The sequence below is a fragment of the Paenisporosarcina sp. genome (genome assembly GCF_057785155.1).
The window spans coordinates 83273-100675 of sequence record NZ_JBYNRN010000007.1; the positions used below are offsets into that span (position 1 = coordinate 83273).

At 42.6% G+C, this 17403-nt stretch carries 15 protein-coding genes and 1 other annotated feature; all 15 genes read left to right on the forward strand.

The features are described 5' to 3' along the window. Nucleotides 1-289: 289 nt before the first annotated feature. The 15 genes from hutU (at nucleotide 290) to gltX (ending at nucleotide 17095) form a co-directional block, all read left to right on the forward strand. Nucleotides 290-1960 (forward strand): urocanate hydratase, encoded by a 1671-nt coding sequence (gene hutU / locus AC3EA5_RS02245; RefSeq protein ID WP_488606921.1) that lies wholly within the window; start codon nucleotides 290-292, stop codon nucleotides 1958-1960. Next, entirely contained in the window at nucleotides 1960-3213 is a 1254-nt protein-coding gene (gene hutI / locus AC3EA5_RS02250; protein ID WP_488606922.1) for an imidazolonepropionase, read from the forward strand. Before hutU ends, hutI begins: the two co-directional genes overlap by 1 nt. After that, nucleotides 3214-4173, forward strand: a complete 960-nt coding sequence (locus AC3EA5_RS02255) for an agmatinase family protein (RefSeq protein WP_488606923.1) — start codon at nucleotides 3214-3216, stop codon at nucleotides 4171-4173. A gap of 1 nt (nucleotide 4174) precedes the next feature. Next, the gene (locus AC3EA5_RS02260) at nucleotides 4175-5500 is read left to right on the forward strand and encodes a YjiH family protein (protein ID WP_488606924.1); all 1326 of its coding nucleotides are present in this window, start codon (nucleotides 4175-4177) and stop codon (nucleotides 5498-5500) included. Nucleotides 5501-5622: 122 nt separating this feature from the next. Further along, nucleotides 5623-5913 carry a hypothetical protein gene (locus AC3EA5_RS02265; protein WP_488606957.1) on the forward strand — a complete coding sequence of 97 codons (291 nt, stop codon included), beginning with the start codon at nucleotides 5623-5625 and terminating at the stop codon, nucleotides 5911-5913. Continuing rightward, nucleotides 5879-6562 carry a nuclease-related domain-containing protein gene (locus AC3EA5_RS02270; protein ID WP_488606953.1) on the forward strand — a complete coding sequence of 228 codons (684 nt, stop codon included), beginning with the start codon at nucleotides 5879-5881 and terminating at the stop codon, nucleotides 6560-6562. The genes AC3EA5_RS02265 and AC3EA5_RS02270 overlap by 35 nt, the downstream gene beginning before the upstream one ends. A 247-nt stretch (nucleotides 6563-6809) precedes the next feature. Then, nucleotides 6810-7280 carry a CtsR family transcriptional regulator gene (locus AC3EA5_RS02275; RefSeq protein WP_488606925.1) on the forward strand — a complete coding sequence of 157 codons (471 nt, stop codon included), beginning with the start codon at nucleotides 6810-6812 and terminating at the stop codon, nucleotides 7278-7280. 11 nt (nucleotides 7281-7291) lie between these two features. After that, complete coding sequence (locus tag AC3EA5_RS02280; RefSeq protein WP_488606926.1) at nucleotides 7292-7837, forward strand: UvrB/UvrC motif-containing protein; 546 nt, start codon at nucleotides 7292-7294, stop codon at nucleotides 7835-7837. After that, a complete protein-coding gene (gene mcsB, locus AC3EA5_RS02285) occupies nucleotides 7827-8930 on the forward strand; it encodes a protein-arginine kinase McsB (RefSeq protein ID WP_488606927.1) in 1104 nt (367 codons plus the stop codon). Before AC3EA5_RS02280 ends, mcsB begins: the two co-directional genes overlap by 11 nt. Then, the gene (gene clpC, locus AC3EA5_RS02290; protein ID WP_488606928.1) at nucleotides 8920-11358 is read left to right on the forward strand and encodes an ATP-dependent protease ATP-binding subunit ClpC; all 2439 of its coding nucleotides are present in this window, start codon (nucleotides 8920-8922) and stop codon (nucleotides 11356-11358) included. The genes mcsB and clpC overlap by 11 nt, the downstream gene beginning before the upstream one ends. Before the next feature lie 60 nt (nucleotides 11359-11418). Beyond that, the gene (gene radA, locus AC3EA5_RS02295; protein WP_488606929.1) at nucleotides 11419-12795 is read left to right on the forward strand and encodes a DNA repair protein RadA; all 1377 of its coding nucleotides are present in this window, start codon (nucleotides 11419-11421) and stop codon (nucleotides 12793-12795) included. A 453-nt stretch (nucleotides 12796-13248) separates the two neighbouring features. Further along, nucleotides 13249-14325, forward strand: coding sequence for a PIN/TRAM domain-containing protein (locus AC3EA5_RS02300; RefSeq protein WP_488606930.1), 1077 nt, complete (start codon nucleotides 13249-13251; stop codon nucleotides 14323-14325). Nucleotides 14326-14406: 81 nt separating this feature from the next. Further along, entirely contained in the window at nucleotides 14407-15099 is a 693-nt protein-coding gene (gene ispD / locus AC3EA5_RS02305) for a 2-C-methyl-D-erythritol 4-phosphate cytidylyltransferase (protein WP_488606931.1), read from the forward strand. Beyond that, complete coding sequence (ispF, locus tag AC3EA5_RS02310; protein WP_488606932.1) at nucleotides 15100-15576, forward strand: 2-C-methyl-D-erythritol 2,4-cyclodiphosphate synthase; 477 nt, start codon at nucleotides 15100-15102, stop codon at nucleotides 15574-15576. It abuts the gene before it with no gap. 55 nt (nucleotides 15577-15631) lie between these two features. Then, nucleotides 15632-17095: a glutamate--tRNA ligase gene (gene gltX, locus AC3EA5_RS02315; RefSeq protein WP_488606933.1), complete on the forward strand. Its 1464-nt coding sequence runs from the start codon at nucleotides 15632-15634 to the stop codon at nucleotides 17093-17095. Nucleotides 17096-17152: 57 nt separating this feature from the next. After that, nucleotides 17153-17376 (forward strand) — a binding site (T-box leader). Nucleotides 17377-17403 lie beyond the last annotated feature (27 nt).

The window sequence follows — 17403 nt, forward strand, 5'->3', positions numbered from 1 at the left end:
TAGCATGAGCTGAAGGCCCCGGAAGAACGAAGTGATGAGGAGACTGAGGCCATGCCCGCGGAACGCGTCCGTCTGAAACGAAAATCTATAGTTGTAATAATGACTTATAAAGAACCTTATTTTATTTGTAAATAAAGTATCAATTCCATAGATTTTATTGAAATAAAACATAAAATTCTTTAAATTTCTCGTATTTTACACACTAAAACATAAAATCAGCATTAAATTATAAACAATTATCAGAACTTTCAATATAAAATAGAAGTATGATAAGAGGAGGCGGACCATTATGAAAATTAAAGCATCAGAACGAGTAGTCCAATATAAAGGTACGGAACTAAATACAAAAGGGTGGCAACAAGAAGCGGCATTGCGCATGTTAAGTAATAATTTACATCCAGATGTGGCAGAGCATCCAGATGACTTAGTGGTATATGGCGGAATCGGAAAAGCGGCACGTAACTGGGAGAGCTACGACGCGATCGTGCGTTCACTGAAAGAATTAGAAAACGACGAGACGTTGCTTGTGCAATCTGGAAAACCAGTGGCAATTTTTAAAACACATACAGACGCACCGCGTGTGTTAATTGCTAATTCAAACCTTGTGCCTGCTTATGCAAACTGGGAAACTTTCCACGAGTTAGATAAGAAGGGCTTAATGATGTATGGCCAAATGACGGCAGGAAGCTGGATTTACATCGGTTCTCAAGGGATTGTTCAAGGGACGTATGAAACGTTTGCAGAACTTGCGAAGCAACATTTCGGCGAATCATTAAAAGGAACAATCACATTAACAGCTGGACTTGGTGGAATGGGTGGTGCTCAACCACTAGCAGTTACAATGGCTGGCGGCGTATGTATCGGAATTGAAGTAGATGAAACGAGAATCGATCGACGTATTGAAACTCGTTATACGGATGTGAAAACAGATTCACTTGATGAAGCGATTCGTTTAGCTGAAGAAGCGAAAGCGGAAGGAAAAGCGCTATCGATTGGTTTGCTTGGAAATGCGGCAGAAATTTTACCAGCAATGATTGCACGCGGATTTATCCCGGATGTGTTAACTGATCAGACGTCCGCACATGATCCATTGAATGGCTATGTGCCAGCTGGTTACTCACTAGAGGAGGCGGCAAAACTTCGTTCGGAAAACCCAGCGGAATATGTAAAGCTTTCGAAAGCTTCTATGGCAACTCACGTGTCAGCAATGGTTGAGATGATGGTTAAAGGTGCGATTACGTTTGACTACGGAAACAACATTCGCCAAGTGGCAAAAGATGAAGGCGTTGAACGCTCATTCGATTTCCCTGGGTTTGTTCCGGCATACATCCGTCCACAATTCTGCGAAGGGAAAGGACCTTTCCGCTGGGTAGCGCTATCTGGTGACCCTGAAGATATTCGTAAAACGGACGAAGTGATTTTACGTGAATTTAGCTACAATACCCATTTATGTAACTGGATTAAAATGGCGCAAGAGAAAATTCAATTCCAAGGACTCCCTTCTCGAATTTGTTGGTTAGGATACGGCGAGCGTGCTCGTTTTGGGAAAATTATTAACGATATGGTTGCAAGTGGGGAATTAAGTGCGCCGATCGTTATCGGCCGTGATCACTTAGATTCAGGTTCCGTAGCATCTCCAAACCGTGAAACAGAAGCGATGAAAGATGGATCGGACGCGGTTGCTGACTGGCCGATTTTGAATGCGATGGTGAATGCTGTAGGTGGTGCAACATGGGTGTCAGTTCATCACGGCGGCGGCGTTGGAATGGGCTATTCCATTCACGCAGGTATGGTTATTTTAGCTGATGGAACGAAAGAAGCAGAAGCTCGTTTAGAGCGCGTTTTGACGACGGATCCAGGAATGGGAATTGTCCGCCACGTAGATGCCGGGTACGATTTAGCCATCGACACAGCACGTGAAAAAGGGGTTAATATCCCAATGTTAAAGGGTGAGAAATAATGAAACCTATTTGGATTAAGAACGCAGCCCAACTTGCAACGATTTCTGGTGCCAATAAACCCCGCACACGCGAAGCGATGTCCGATTTAGGGGTAATTGAAAACGGCAGTTTGTGGATAGAGAACGGTAAGATTATGGCCGTCGGTGCAACTGCTGAACTGGAGCGTATATATGGAGACCGTGCGAGTGAAGCGGAAATTGTTGATGCTACTGGCCGATTAGTAACGCCAGGTTTAGTTGACCCGCATACACATGTTGCGTATGGCGGAAGCCGTGAACGCGAATTTGAAATGCGATTAGAAGGCGCAACGTATATGGATATTATGAATGCGGGTGGTGGTATTCACGCTACCACTCGTATGACTCGCGAAGCGACGGAAGATGAATTGATCGAACAAACGACACGACGTCTTGACTCATTTTTAGCACACGGTGTAACCACTGTAGAAGGAAAAAGTGGTTATGGCTTGGATTTAGAAACGGAGATTAAACAACTTCGTGTCATGAAGCGATTAAATGAAACGCATCCGATTGATTTAATTCCAACATTTATGGGCGGGCATGCAGTCCCGCGCGAATATAAAGGTCGGGAAGATGAATATATTGATGTACTGGTGAATGACATGCTTCCGAAAGTAGCGGATGAGGAACTGGCTGTATTCAATGATGTCTTTTGCGAAGTGGGCGTGTTTACGCCTGAGCAGTCGGAACGTATTTTATTGGCAGGAAAAGAACTTGGGTTAGTTCCTAAAATACATGCCGATGAAATCGAATCCTACGGGGGTGCAGAACTTGCTGCGAAAGTCGGCGCGATTTCGGCAGAGCATTTGCTGAAAGCGTCAGACGAAGGAATTCGTTTAATGGCGGAAGCGGGCGTTATCGCGTGTTTGTTACCAGCGACTGCTTTGTACTTGGGTGAAGAAGCGGCTCAAGGTCGTGCGATGATTGATGCCGGAGTTGCAGTGGCGATTTCGACCGATTGTAATCCTGGATCATCTCCAACAACATCGATGCCACTGGTTATGAATTTAGCATGTATTTCCATGCGTCTAACTCCAGCAGAGGCACTCGTGGCAGCAACAATGAACGGTGCATGTGCCATTGGTATGGAAGAAAAAGTAGGCTCAATCGAAGTCGGCAAACAAGCGGATATCGTCATGTGGCATATTTCAAATTACCAAGAGCTTCAATACTTATTTGGCGTAAATCACGTTCAATCAGTATGGAAAAAAGGCGTTCAGGTGGTGGGTTAAATGAAACATTTACAACAACCCGAATGGTCTTGGCGCGATAGTGAAGGCGACTTTGTTCATCAATGGGTAAAGCCATTGTCGGACGAGTCACCGAATATGGTGTTATACGGAGCACCAATATCAAGGTCATCCATCAGCGTATCCGGCGCTTCGTTATATCCATTAGAATTCCGCAAGCTCTGGAAAGGATTTGCGACCTACAATCTAGATGAAGACGTCGATTTATCGTCTTATTCAGTAGCAGACGCAGGAGATATCGCAATGCACACGACGGACATTTTGCTGTCGCACCAACGTATTGAAGACACGACGCGTGAGTTAGTCGCCAAGTACACAGATGCTACGACATGCCTCATTGGTGGAGATCACAGTGTCACAGCATGTGCAGTTCGCGGGGTCAATAAAGCCTTCCCTGCTGAACGAATCGGCATTCTACAGTTAGATACGCATTTAGACGTCCGAGATCCTGCCGAATTAGGGCCAGCAAACGGAACGCCGATTCGTCAATTAATTGATGGTGGCATCGTGCGTGGTGAAGATGTCGTCAACATCGGATTGCACGGCTACTTTAATGCGGCACCACTCGTAGCTTATGCAAAAGAACATGGCATTCGTATGGTGACATTGCGTAAAGCGCGTGAGCTAGGGGTGGCTCAATGCGTCATGAATGAACTGGCTTTATTAGCCAAAAAAGTTGACCGCGTCTATGTCACGATTGATATGGACGTGCTCGATATCGCAGTTGCACCGGGCGTTCCAGCGTCAACACCAGGCGGCATGAGTGCGGAAGAATTATTCGCGAGTTTGTTGTTGATTGGCCAGCATGAATCTGTCCGTCACATCGACTTCGTTTGCCTCGACCCATCACGCGATGTGGCGACGAGTGCAACCATGAAAACCGGCGTTTACGCGTGGTTGGAGTTTGTTACGGGGAGAGTTATTTCACAAAGGGGGAAATAATATGCAACAAGTGGGGGAAAGTTCAAGTATAAAGGCGGAGTCTAGAGCTCCTATGTGGAAGTTTTTCGTCTACAGTTTTATCGGTGCATTTATGTTTTTCGTACCTGTCACAATCGGCGAAAAGAATTCCATTATGCTCGACCATATTGTCACGTGGATTCAAACGAACGTAACAGGGGTGTTACCTTATTACGCACTATTGTTGATTTTAGCAGGAGCGGTGTATCCGTTTGTATCAGGAACTTGGAAGAAATCAAATGTTGATATCGCGTTTTCTTTCTTTAAAGTAATCGGACTTATTGTTGGGATTATGATTGTTTTTGGATTCGGACCTGCATGGTTATTTGAACCGAGTATGGGACCGTTTTTATTCGATAAATTAGTGATATCTGTCGGTTTATTAGTACCGATTGGGGCCGTGTTCTTGGCTTTACTCGTAGGGTATGGGTTACTTGAATTTATTGGCGTATTGATGCAACCAATTATGCGTCCACTTTGGAAAACGCCTGGTCGTTCGGCAATTGATGCGGTAGCCTCATTCGTAGGTTCGTATTCATTGGGATTACTGATTACGAATCGCGTGTACAAAGAGGGGAAATACTCTGCTCGTGAAGCAGCCATTATTGCCACTGGTTTTTCAACTGTATCCGCTACATTTATGGTAATCGTTGCTAAGACGCTTGGTTTAATGGATATGTGGAATATGTACTTCTGGATCACGCTAGTGGTAACATTCATCGTAACCGCGATCACAACGCGTATTTGGCCATTAAATCGCATCAAAGATGATTATTATGAAGGTAGCGTGCCTCAACCTGAAGCAAATCCTGAAGGCAGTCGCCTTTCAGCAGCTTGGAATGAAGCGCAAGAAACAGTTAGGCAAACGCCGAGTTTAGGGAAAAACATCTGGGATAATTTCCGAGATGGCTTATTAATGGCGATGGCCATTTTACCGTCAATTTTATCAATCGGATTATTAGGATTAGTACTCGCTGAATTCACACCGGTATTTGATTGGTTAGGTTACATCTTCTATCCATTTACGTATGTATTGCAGCTCCCTGAACCAATGCTTGTTGCTAAAGCAAGCGCACTAGGTATCGCTGAAATGTTCTTACCAGCTTTACTAGTTGTAGAATCAGGGATTATTGTGAAATTCGTTATTGGGGTGGTATCTGTATCCTCAATCATTTTCTTCTCAGCAGTCGTACCATGTATCGTGTCTACTGAAATCCCAATCTCAATTCCGAAGTTACTCGTTATATGGGTTCAACGCGTGATTCTAACGCTGATCATCGTTACCCCAATTGCATATCTGCTTTTATAAGATAGTGTGCCACCCGCTCATTTAGGGGTGGCGCTTTTCATATGGAATAAAATCTGATTATTCTTGATTTATCGAGGGAATTTAATTATATTCAAATTAAGTCGTATTAATTGGAGGGAATATTGAATCTTATAAGAAGAAAATCGGAGAAATATTTGTTTTATGAAGCGTTGGAAAGGCGACTAGGGAATGTGAGCACAATTAAGAATGCGCTGCAAGAAGCATTGAGAAAAGAAGGTGGAGGTTACGCAGGTGAACTAAGAGTAGATAGAGAAATAGAGGAGAGTGACTTTTTTAAATCCTATATTTTAATGAAAGGTTTAATAGTTGGGAATAGATACATTCATTATTCACGAAAAATTTTTATTAATTATCGAAGTGAAGAACCTCCCAGGCATAATAAAGTTGGATAATCAACTTCATCAAATTACCCGCCAACGGGATAATGGTCCGGTCGAAGGGATGCGTAATCCGGAAGATCAACTGTTGAGAAGTGAACGTTTTGTTCAAAAATTCTTGTCCTTTCATAATATCCCTATGCCAGTCCATGGTTTGATTGTATTTTCAAATCCATCATCCGTTTTAGAGAAACCATTCTCAAAAAAGTCTGCTATTCATGTATCTGGATTACACCAAACATTAGAAAGCCTACATCTAATGTATGCGGATCATCTATACCCCAAATTTGAACCCCGCAAAATTCAACTCCTTTTCACTCAACACGAATTTGAATTAAATCCCTATAAACCATCCCACATATTATCTAAAGTTAACACTGAAATTTTGCAAGGTGTTTTGTGCCCACAGTGTATAAATAAAGTATTGATCTATCGGAATAAATTTTGGCGTTGCAGCCAATGCCATTATAAAAATGCAGAAGAACATAGACAGGCTCTGAAAGAATACAGATCGTTGTTTAGTCATAAAGTGACAACAAAAGAGTGGATGAAGTTCTCTGGAATAAGGTCAGTATCTACTGCTTCTCGAATGCTTCAGAAGTCTAATTTGTTCATAGATGGGACTTTTAAAAATCGAACGTATGTCATTCCTCGTGATTTATGAGGTTTTAACACAAGTTAACTAGGGTTATGAGACTACTTTGACGAGTAAATAGTGAAAGTTGACGAGTAAAGTTACAAAAGTGACGAGTAAAATGAGAAAGTTGACGAGTAAAACACAAAAAGTGACGAGTAAATCAACGCAGGCACACCACATCCACCCACCAAATGCATAAAAATTGCACACTCCCCACCCCCTCTTATATAATAAAGTCAAAGATAGTCAAAGTCAGGTGTTAGGGGGTGATTGCATGCGCAATATATCGGATATTATTGAAGGGTATTTGAAGAAAGTTATCGAATTAAATGATAAAGGGCATGTTGAGATTAAGCGTAGTGAAATTGCGGAACAATTTCAATGTGTACCTTCGCAAATAAATTATGTCATCAACACGCGTTTTACAGCGGACCGCGGGTATTTAGTGGAAAGTAAGCGTGGTGGAGGTGGCTATATTCGCATCGTACGAGTTCGCGCTCATACGAAAGTGGCTTTAATAGAAGGTATTATGAAAAGTTTGCAGCATGGGGCATCCCAGACAATGACGGAGGATATTGTGTTTCGGTTGATTGATGAAGATGTTGTCACGAAGCGAGAAGCCAAGATGATGTTGGCGGCGCTAGACCGAACTACATTGAATTTACCATTGCCAATGCGTGATGACATTAGGTCGCGTATCTTACACGCGATGCTTTTGACACTCAAGTATGAACAGGCAAAGTGAGGCGACTTGAAATGATTTGTGAAAATTGCAATCAACGACCAGTAAAAGTAACGGTTAAACAAGTTCAAAACGGGGAACAGGTGCAGCGAAATCTTTGTGAAGTATGTGCGCAAAGTCTTCACCCGTTTCAAATGGATTTCCAACAGGATCCACTTTCGCTTCACCAATTATTATCCAATTGGTTTGGTGTTCAAGAAAATGCACAGGTTCAACAGCAGCCAAAACCGAAAGTACAAGCTTGTACATCTTGTGGATGGACCTTCCGTCAGTTTTTAAATCAAGGCAAATTCGGTTGTGCCACCTGTTACGAAAGCTTTCATGAACAATTACCAGATGTCTTTAAACGATTGCACAACGGTAATGTGAAACACGTCGGGAAATCACCTGGTGCATTTGGCCAAACGCTTCAAATCAAAAAACAAATTGAAACAATTCGTCTTCATATGAAATCGGCGATTGAAGAAGAGAATTTCGAAGAAGCCGCTCGTTTGCGAGATGAAGCACGTTCGCTAGAAGAACAGCTTCAATCGGGAGGTGATCAACGCAATGTCAATTGAACGTTTTCTTGAAAACTCGGTATCCAGTTGGATGGCCGGGCAAGGTGGTCACTCAGACATCGTCATGAGCACAAGGGTGCGCTTAGCACGTAATTTAACGGGCTACAGATTCCCACTTTCATTTTCTGAAAATGAAGCACTGCAAGTTGATCAAGCTGTCTCATCCGTATTACTTGATGCAGGAGCGGAACTTGACTCGAACTTTTCGTATATAAATATAAAAGAGCTGTCTGATCTTAATCGACAAGTATTAGTAGAAAAGCATTTAATTAGCCCGAAACTTGCCCATTCGGAAGTTGCGGGATCCGTTTTATTATCAGACGATGAAGCATTTAGTGTCATGATTAATGAAGAAGATCATATACGCATTCAGTGTTTATTTCCTGGATTGCAGTTAAACGAAGCGTATGAAAACGCTGATGCAATTGATGAGTTGCTTGAAAAAGAATTACCTTACGCATTTGATGAACAATTTGGCTACTTAACAAGCTGTCCAACCAATACTGGAACCGGACTGCGTGCTTCCGTCATGATGCATTTACCAGCTTTAACGATGACGAAGCAAATGAATCGAATCGTAACCGCCATTACGCGTTTAGGAATGGTCGTTCGGGGGATTTACGGGGAAGGCAGTGAGGCACTTGGAAATGTATATCAAGTCTCCAATCAAACAACGCTCGGTAAATCAGAAGAAGATATTTTGGTCGATTTGCAAAGTGTGACCGAACAAATTATTCAAAAAGAACGTGAAGCACGTGAAGTGTTAATGCGAGCTAGACCAAATGCGCTGGAAGACAAATTATACCGATCACTCGGCGTACTCACCTTTGCTCGATCAATTACTACTGAAGAAGCGGGTCGCTGCTTATCTGACGTTCGATTAGGAATCGATCTAGGGTTAATAGACGGCGTCGATGTTTCGATTTTGAATGAATGCATGATTTTCATGCAACCTGGATTTTTACAACAATACGCAGGCATTACCCTACAAGCAGAAGAGCGCGATGTGTTTCGTGCAAAGCTGTTTAGGGAACGTTTGCAAGTAGGTAGCAACAACGAAGAACAAGAAGGAGAGGAATCCCATGATGTTTAATCGATTTACACAACGCGCACAAAAAGTTCTCCAACTGGCTCAAGAAGAAGCCATTCGTATGAAACACGAGTCCATTGGAACTGAACATATATTATTAGGATTAATTCGTGAAGGTGGCGGAATTGCAGCTAAAGCAATGGAAGCGATCGAGGTGAGTCCTCAAGTAATTGAGCAAGGAATTGAAGAATTAGTTGGAGTAGGTACTGGTGATGTTGGACCAATCGTTCATTACACGCCACGAGCGAAAAAAGTGATTGAGTTATCTGTAGACGAATCACGCAAATTAGGCCACTCCTATATTGGAACTGAGCATTTACTTTTAGCATTAATTCGTGAAGGTGAAGGAGTAGCGGCTCGAGTTCTAAACAATGCAGGCGTTAGTTTGAATAAAGCACGCCAACAAGTATTGCAATTGCTAGGAAGTAATGATCACGCACAATCGAGCGGGGGTTCTAATCCTGCAGCAAATACGCCAACACTTGATAGTTTGGCTCGTGACTTAACACAAATTGCACGTGAAGGTAGCCTAGACCCAGTCATTGGTCGTAGCAAAGAAATTACACGTGTCATTGAAGTATTATCACGTCGTACGAAAAACAATCCGGTCCTAATCGGGGAACCGGGTGTTGGTAAAACAGCGATTGCTGAAGGTCTAGCTCAACAAATTGTTCAAAATGAAGTGCCGGAAATTTTGCGCGAAAAACGCGTGATGACACTTGATATGGGAACAGTTGTAGCAGGCACGAAATACCGTGGTGAATTTGAAGATCGCTTGAAAAAAGTGATGGACGAAATTCGTCAAGCAGGGAATGTTATTTTATTCATCGATGAGCTTCATACATTAATCGGAGCGGGTGGAGCAGAAGGTGCTATTGATGCATCAAACATTTTAAAACCTTCTCTAGCTCGTGGCGAACTTCAATGTATTGGTGCAACAACGCTTGATGAATACCGTAAATACATCGAAAAAGACGCAGCATTAGAGCGTCGTTTCCAACCGATTCAAGTTGATGAGCCATCTGTTGATGAGTCGATTCAAATTATTAAAGGACTTCGCGATCGTTACGAAGCACATCACCGTGTGAAAATCACAGATGCAGCAATCGAAGCGGCAGCGAAAATGTCTGATCGATACATTTCAGATCGTTTCTTACCAGACAAAGCAATTGATTTAATTGACGAAGCGGGCTCAAAAGTTCGTTTACGTTCATATACAACGCCACCAAATTTAAAAGAGCTGGAAGGTCGTCTTGAAGCGATTCGTTCAGAGAAAAATGCTGCCGTTCAAAGCCAAGAGTTTGAAAAAGCTGCGTCATTCCGTGATACAGAGCAAAAGCTAAAAGAAGAGCTTGAAAGCACGAAGAAATCGTGGAAAGAAGAGCAAGGAAAAGCAGAATCTGAAGTAACTGTAGAAGATATTGCAGCTGTTGTTTCTATGTGGACTGGGATTCCTGTCTCTAAACTTGCACAAACAGAGTCTGACAAACTGTTAAAATTAGAAGAAACGCTTCACGAACGCGTCATTGGTCAATCTGAAGCGGTGACAGCTATTTCGAGAGCGGTTCGCCGTGCGCGTGCTGGATTGAAAGATCCAAAACGTCCGATTGGTTCATTCATTTTCCTAGGGCCAACTGGTGTTGGTAAAACGGAACTTGCTCGTGCATTAGCAGAGAGTATGTTTGGTGATGAAGATGCCATGATTCGCGTAGATATGTCTGAGTACATGGAAAAACACTCGACTTCACGTCTGGTTGGTTCACCTCCAGGGTACGTTGGATTTGAAGATGGTGGGCAGTTAACTGAAAAAGTTCGTCGCAAACCTTACTCGGTTATTTTATTAGATGAGATTGAAAAAGCACATCCAGATGTATTCAATATTTTGCTGCAAGTATTAGAAGATGGTCGCCTAACAGATTCGAAAGGTCGCACAGTCGACTTCCGAAACACGGTAGTGATCATGACATCTAACGTAGGTGCTGAAAATTTAAAGAAAAACAAATATGTTGGATTCAACCTGCAAGATGGCGAACAACAGTACAAAGACATGAAAGGCAAAATGCTTGAAGAGTTGAAAAAAGCCTTCCGTCCTGAGTTCTTAAACCGTGTAGATGAAATGATCGTGTTCCATTCACTAGAAAAAGAACACTTAAAAGAAATCGTTACTTTGATGACGGCTACACTAACAAAACGCTTGCAAGAGCAAGAAATTGAGCTTGAGTTAACAGAAGCAGCACAAGAAAAAATCACCAAAGAAGGCTACGATCCAGAATACGGAGCTCGTCCTCTACGTCGTGCACTTCAAAAACATGTCGAAGATCGCTTGTCTGAAGAGCTGTTAAAAGGTACAGTTTTAACAGGACAAAACGTTGTCTTTGATGTTGAAAATGATGAATTCGTCGTTCGTACGAAAGCATCTGTAACGAAGTAAATCAATAGGAGCATTCCGGCAAGCTGTTCGGAATGCTCTTTTTTCTACATAGGAGGAACTATGGCAAAACGTAAAACGAAATTTATGTGTAATTCATGTGGATACGAGTCGGCGAAATGGATGGGACGTTGCCCTGGTTGTGGCGAATGGAACACCATGGTGGAAGAAATCGAAGTGGTTACCAAAGGCCCGCGTCGTACATTCCAACACTCTGAAAGTACCGCACAAAAAGCCACACCGATAACAGCGATTGAAATTGCAGAAGAACCACGTGTTGACACCGATTTAAACGAGTTAAACCGTGTACTTGGTGGCGGAATTGTGCCAGGCTCACTTGTCTTAATCGGGGGAGATCCCGGTATCGGAAAATCGACTTTACTGTTACAAGTATCAGCGCTACTTGCGAATAAAGGACAGCGTGTCTTATACATGTCTGGTGAAGAATCGGTGCGTCAAACGAAATTGCGTGCAGAGCGATTAGGTGTAACCTCTTCTGAACTTTATATTTATTCCGAAACGAATTTGGAATTGGTGAATGAAGCCATTGATAGCGTCGAGCCTAAATTTGTCATTATCGATTCCATTCAAACGGTGCATCACCCAGAAGTAACATCGGCTCCAGGTAGTGTATCTCAAGTTCGAGAGTGTACGGCTGAATTAATGCGCATCGCAAAAACGAAAAATATTGCGATTTTCTTAGTTGGCCACGTAACGAAAGAAGGGCAAATCGCTGGACCAAGGCTGCTTGAGCATATGGTAGATACCGTGCTGTACTTTGAAGGCGAACGCCATCATACGTATCGAATTTTGCGCTCGCAGAAAAATAGATTTGGTTCAACGAACGAGATTGCGATATTTGAAATGTTGCAAGGCGGTTTAAAAGAAGTACTGAATCCATCTGAATTGTTTTTACAAGAACGGTCGCAAGGAGCTGCGGGATCAACAGTCGTTGCTTCCATGGAAGGAACACGTCCGATCCTAGTTGAGATTCAAGCGTTGGTTACCCCAACTAGCTTTAATTATCCAAAACGGATGGCTAGTGGGCTTGATCAAAACCGAGTTCAATTATTAATGGCTGTTTTAGAAAAACGTATGGGCATGCTCCTACAAACACAAGATGCGTACATCAAAGTAGCTGGTGGCGTTAAGTTAGATGAGCCAGCGATTGACTTAGCGGTCTTGACGACCATTGTGTCGAGTTATAAAGATGTAGCAGTTAGTGCGCATGATTGTTTTATTGGCGAAGTTGGTTTGACGGGAGAAGTTCGTCGCGTTTCGCGTGTTGAACAACGCGTCCAAGAAGCAGCGAAACTCGGCTTTAAACGAGCGATTATTCCGGCATCTAATTTAGGGGGCTGGGATTTTCCTGAAGGTTTCCGAGTCATTGGCGTTGAATCCGTAAACGACGCATTAAAAGAAGCTTTCCCAAACTCTTAAGGAGTGGGAAAGCTTCTTTTTGGGTATTACATGTCTCATGCGCAAGTAAACTAGGGGTGTGGGATGGGTTTGACGAGTAAAAGTGTAAAGTTGACGAGTAAATGTATAAAAGTGACGAGTAAATCACAGGAAGTGACGAGTAAACTCCGGGGCGTCCGCAAGCTTACCCCCCCACTTCTTCTGCTTGGATATTACATGTCTCATGAGCAAGTGAACTAGGGGTGTGGGACAGGTTTGACGAGTAAAGTCACAAAGTTGACGAGTAAAAGCACAAAGTTGACGAGTAAATCATCAAAGTTGACGAGTAAATCACAAAAAGTGACGAGTAAACCCACCCAACCAACCCCCACCCGTGCAATCTAAAACTTTCGATGCAACTTTACATACTGCGGCCGCGTCAAAAAGGTGTTTCCAGATGAAAACGTGTATAATCAAAATCAGGAGGTGGGCTTATTGTTAAAGTGGATTATTCAAATTACATTTATTTTGATTGGTGGTACACTCGGGTTACTTTTATTACCGCAATTATACGAACTTATTAATTTATCTTCTAACCCGTGGCTAGACAATCCTTATGTATCAGTGCTTATAGGGGCCGTTATCCTGTATGTATTAGCGTTGTTGTTGACGGATCATTTAATCGAGTTTATGAAGTGGATGGAAGAACGTTTGTTGGGGGCGCCAATTGCTGATTTACTGTTTGGGACACTTGGGTTAATTATCGGATTGAGTGTGGCGTTCTTATTGAATTTCGCTGTCGATGCGATTGAGTTACCGTTTATCTCATCGGTGTTGCCTGTATTGTTGACGATTGTTTTGGGGTATCTTGGTTTCCAAGTTGGTTTCAAAAAGCGTGATGAAATGATGCAAATGATCGCTTCTAGTAAAACGCAAGCGCCTAAGAAAAAAGGGGACGATTCGTCTCAGGACCTGCAGCAGGCTTCTTATAAGTTGCTGGATACAAGCGTCATTATTGACGGGCGTATTACGGATATTTCCGCGACAGGTTTTATTGAAGGAGTGCTGGTCGTTCCGCAATTTGTTTTGACGGAGCTTCAACATATTGCGGATTCTTCGGATACGTTGAAACGAACTCGAGGTCGTCGTGGTCTTGATGTGTTAAAAGTGCTTCAAAATGAGCGAGCATCTGCTGTGTTAATTACAGAAGATGATTTTGATGATATTCAAGAAGTCGATTTGAAATTGGTTCGCCTTGCTAAAAAAATGGGCGGGGTAGTCGTGACAAACGATTTTAATTTGAATAAAGTCTGTGATCTTCATCAAGTGCCCGTGTTAAATATTAATGATTTGGCAAACGCTGTGAAACCGGTCGTTATTCCGGGTGAAGATATGCATATCGTGGTTATTAAAGATGGTAAGGAACAGAACCAAGGGGTTGCTTACTTAGATGACGGTACGATGATTGTGGTTGAGGACGGAAAATCATATATCGGTCAGGCGATTGATGTTGTCGTAACAAGTGTGCTGCAAACATCAGCTGGACGAATGATTTTTGCGAAAAAGAAGTAAACAGGAAACGAGGCTGACTTCATCCGCCCGAGATTGATGGCGATGGAGACAGCCTCCTTTTCCATGATATGGGGTGACGGGATGGAATACGCGGTCGCATTACCTGCTGCTGGGAGCGGGAAAAGAATGGGAGCAGGGCAAAATAAGTTGTTTTTAACTTTGCGTGATGTACCCATACTGATTCATACACTTCGTGTGTTTGAACAGGATCCGAACTGTACCGCTATTTGGTTGGCGGTTAAACCAGAAGAACGTGAAATCATCACACAAATGCTAGAGCAATTTCAAATTACCAAAGTAAAAGGAATGACGGATGGCGGATCGGAACGACAGCATAGTGTATATGCTTGCGTGAAGGCGGCGAAAGGAGCTCCACTCATTTTGGTGCATGATGCGGCTCGGCCTTTTATTGAACCGACAGTCATTGCCTCTCTTGTGAATAAAGCCAGTGAAGCGGGTGCAGCGATTGCTGGAGTGAAAGTAAAAGATACGATAAAAAAAGTGAAAGCCGGTCAGATTGAAGAGACGGTTGACCGAGAACAATTATGGATCATTCAAACGCCACAAGCTTTTCATTATGAGATTTTAGCTACTGCGGAAGAGAAGGCATTGCAAGATGACTTTTTAGGTACAGATGAGTCTATGCTCGTTGAACGAATGGGGCTCCCTGTCCATATCGTTGAAAGTACATATGATAATGTGAAAATGACGACACAAGAAGATCTTCTTATTGGAGAAGCGATTTTACAAAAACGACAACAGGAGGAAAACTAAATGTTTCGAGTTGGACAAGGGTTTGATGTTCATGAATTTGCGGAAAATCGACCACTTATTTTAGGTGGTGTTACGATTCCTTATGAAAAAGGGTTAATTGGTCACTCAGATGCCGATGTTTTATTACATACAGTAACAGATGCTGCACTAGGAGCTATTGGTGAAGGGGATATTGGGCGTCATTTCCCAGATACAGATCCTGAATTTAAGGATGCTGATTCGGCAAAATTGCTTTCGTACATTTGGAAAATCGTTGAAGGAAAAGGCTATAAACTCGGGAATGTGGATTGCACGATCATTGCACAAGCGCCTAAAATGGCACCTTATATTAATCAAATGCGTGATCGCATTGCAGAGTTGCTAAACGCAGACCCATCTCAAGTAAATGTCAAAGCCACGACAACTGAAAAACTAGGTTTTACAGGGCGTGGAGAAGGCATCGCGGCACAAGCTACGATATTGCTCATACAAAACTAAGGTTCAACGTGTTAAAATGAACAAAGTTTAGCACGTATTCGAGGAGGAAACACACATGACACAAGAAGTTCGCGTACGTTACGCACCGAGTCCAACAGGAAACTTACATATTGGTGGAGCTCGTACTGCTTTATTTAACTATTTATTTGCCCGCCATCATGGTGGGAAATTCATCGTTCGTATTGAAGATACTGATATCGAGCGTAATATCGAAGGTGGAGAACTTTCGCAACTTGATAACTTAAAATGGCTTGGCATTGACTATGATGAGTCCGTTGATATTGGAGGCCCTTATGCGCCATACCGTCAAATGGAGCGTCTTGATATTTATCAAAAACATGCAGAAGAAATGCTTGAGAACGGTCATGCTTATAAATGTTTCTGTTCAACAGATGAGTTAGAAGCTGAACGCGAAGCTCAAAAGGCGAAAGGCGTTGCTGCGCCTATGTATAAAGGGACTTGTCGTAAACTTACGAAAGAAGAAGTAGCAGAGAAAGAAGCTGCTGGTCTTACTTATACAATTCGTATGCGTGTTCCTGCGGATGTGACATACACGTTCAAAGATTTAGTGCGTGGACCTGTCACGTTTGAATCAAAAGACGTGGGTGATTGGGTATTAGTGAAAGCTAACGGCATCCCAACGTACAACTATGCAGTCGTTTTAGATGATTACTTCATGAAAATTTCACATGTTTTCCGTGGAGAAGAGCATCTATCGAATACACCAAAACAAATCATGGTGTTCCAATCATTCGGTTGGGAAGCGCCTAAATATGGTCACATGACGTTGATCATTAATGAAAATCGTAAAAAACTTTCGAAACGTGATGAGTCCATCATTCAATTCGTGGCTCAATATAAAGATTTAGGATACATTCCTGAAGCGATGTTTAACTTCTTTGCTTTACTTGGATGGTCTCCTGAAGGTGAAGATGAAATTTTCTCGAAAGAAGATTTCATTCGCATGTTCGATGTAAATCGTTTATCAAAATCTCCATCTATGTTTGATAAACAAAAATTAACGTGGATGAACAATCAGTATGTGAAGCAAATGTCACTAGAAGAAGTAGTGGAATTAGCGTTGCCGCATCTTCAAAAAGCGGGACGTTTACCTGAAACGTTGTCAGCTGAAGAAAAGCAGTGGGCTACAGATGTTATTGCGTTGTACCACGAGCAAATGAGCTTCGGTGCAGAAATTACTGAGCTAACAGACCTATTCTTTAAAGATGAACTTGCATATGATGAAGAAGCGACTGAAGTTTTATCTGGTGAACAAGTACCGGAAGTGATGGCTGCATTTAAAGTGCAACTAGAACAAATGGACGTATTAGAACCAGACGCGATTAAAGCGGCAATTAAAGCTGTTCAAAAAGAAACAGGACATAAAGGGAAAAACTTGTTCATGCCAATTCGTGTTGTGACGACTGGTCAAACGCATGGTCCTGAATTGCCTAATGCCATCGCGTTAATCGGGAAAGAAAAAGTAATTGCGCGCGTTGAGAAGTACGCGAAACAATAAGTTTGACATTCCGTCATGATGGTGTGAAAATGAAGCTATCTTTTAACTGCATACATCAAGAAAGCTTTGATGAGGAGAAGTACATGAGGCAAGCTCTTTAGAGAGGACCACCACCGGCTGAAAGTGGTCTGAGCCTAGGCACTATGGAAATGCACCTCTGAGCGCTCAGCTGAAACAGTTAGTAAGCGAGCCGATTCATCTACGTTACAGATGCCAAGCGGGAAGGATTGCTTTTTATCCTTTCAATCAGAGTGGAACCACGCCTATACAGCGTCTCTGTCATTCATTTGACAGCGGCGCTTTTTTTA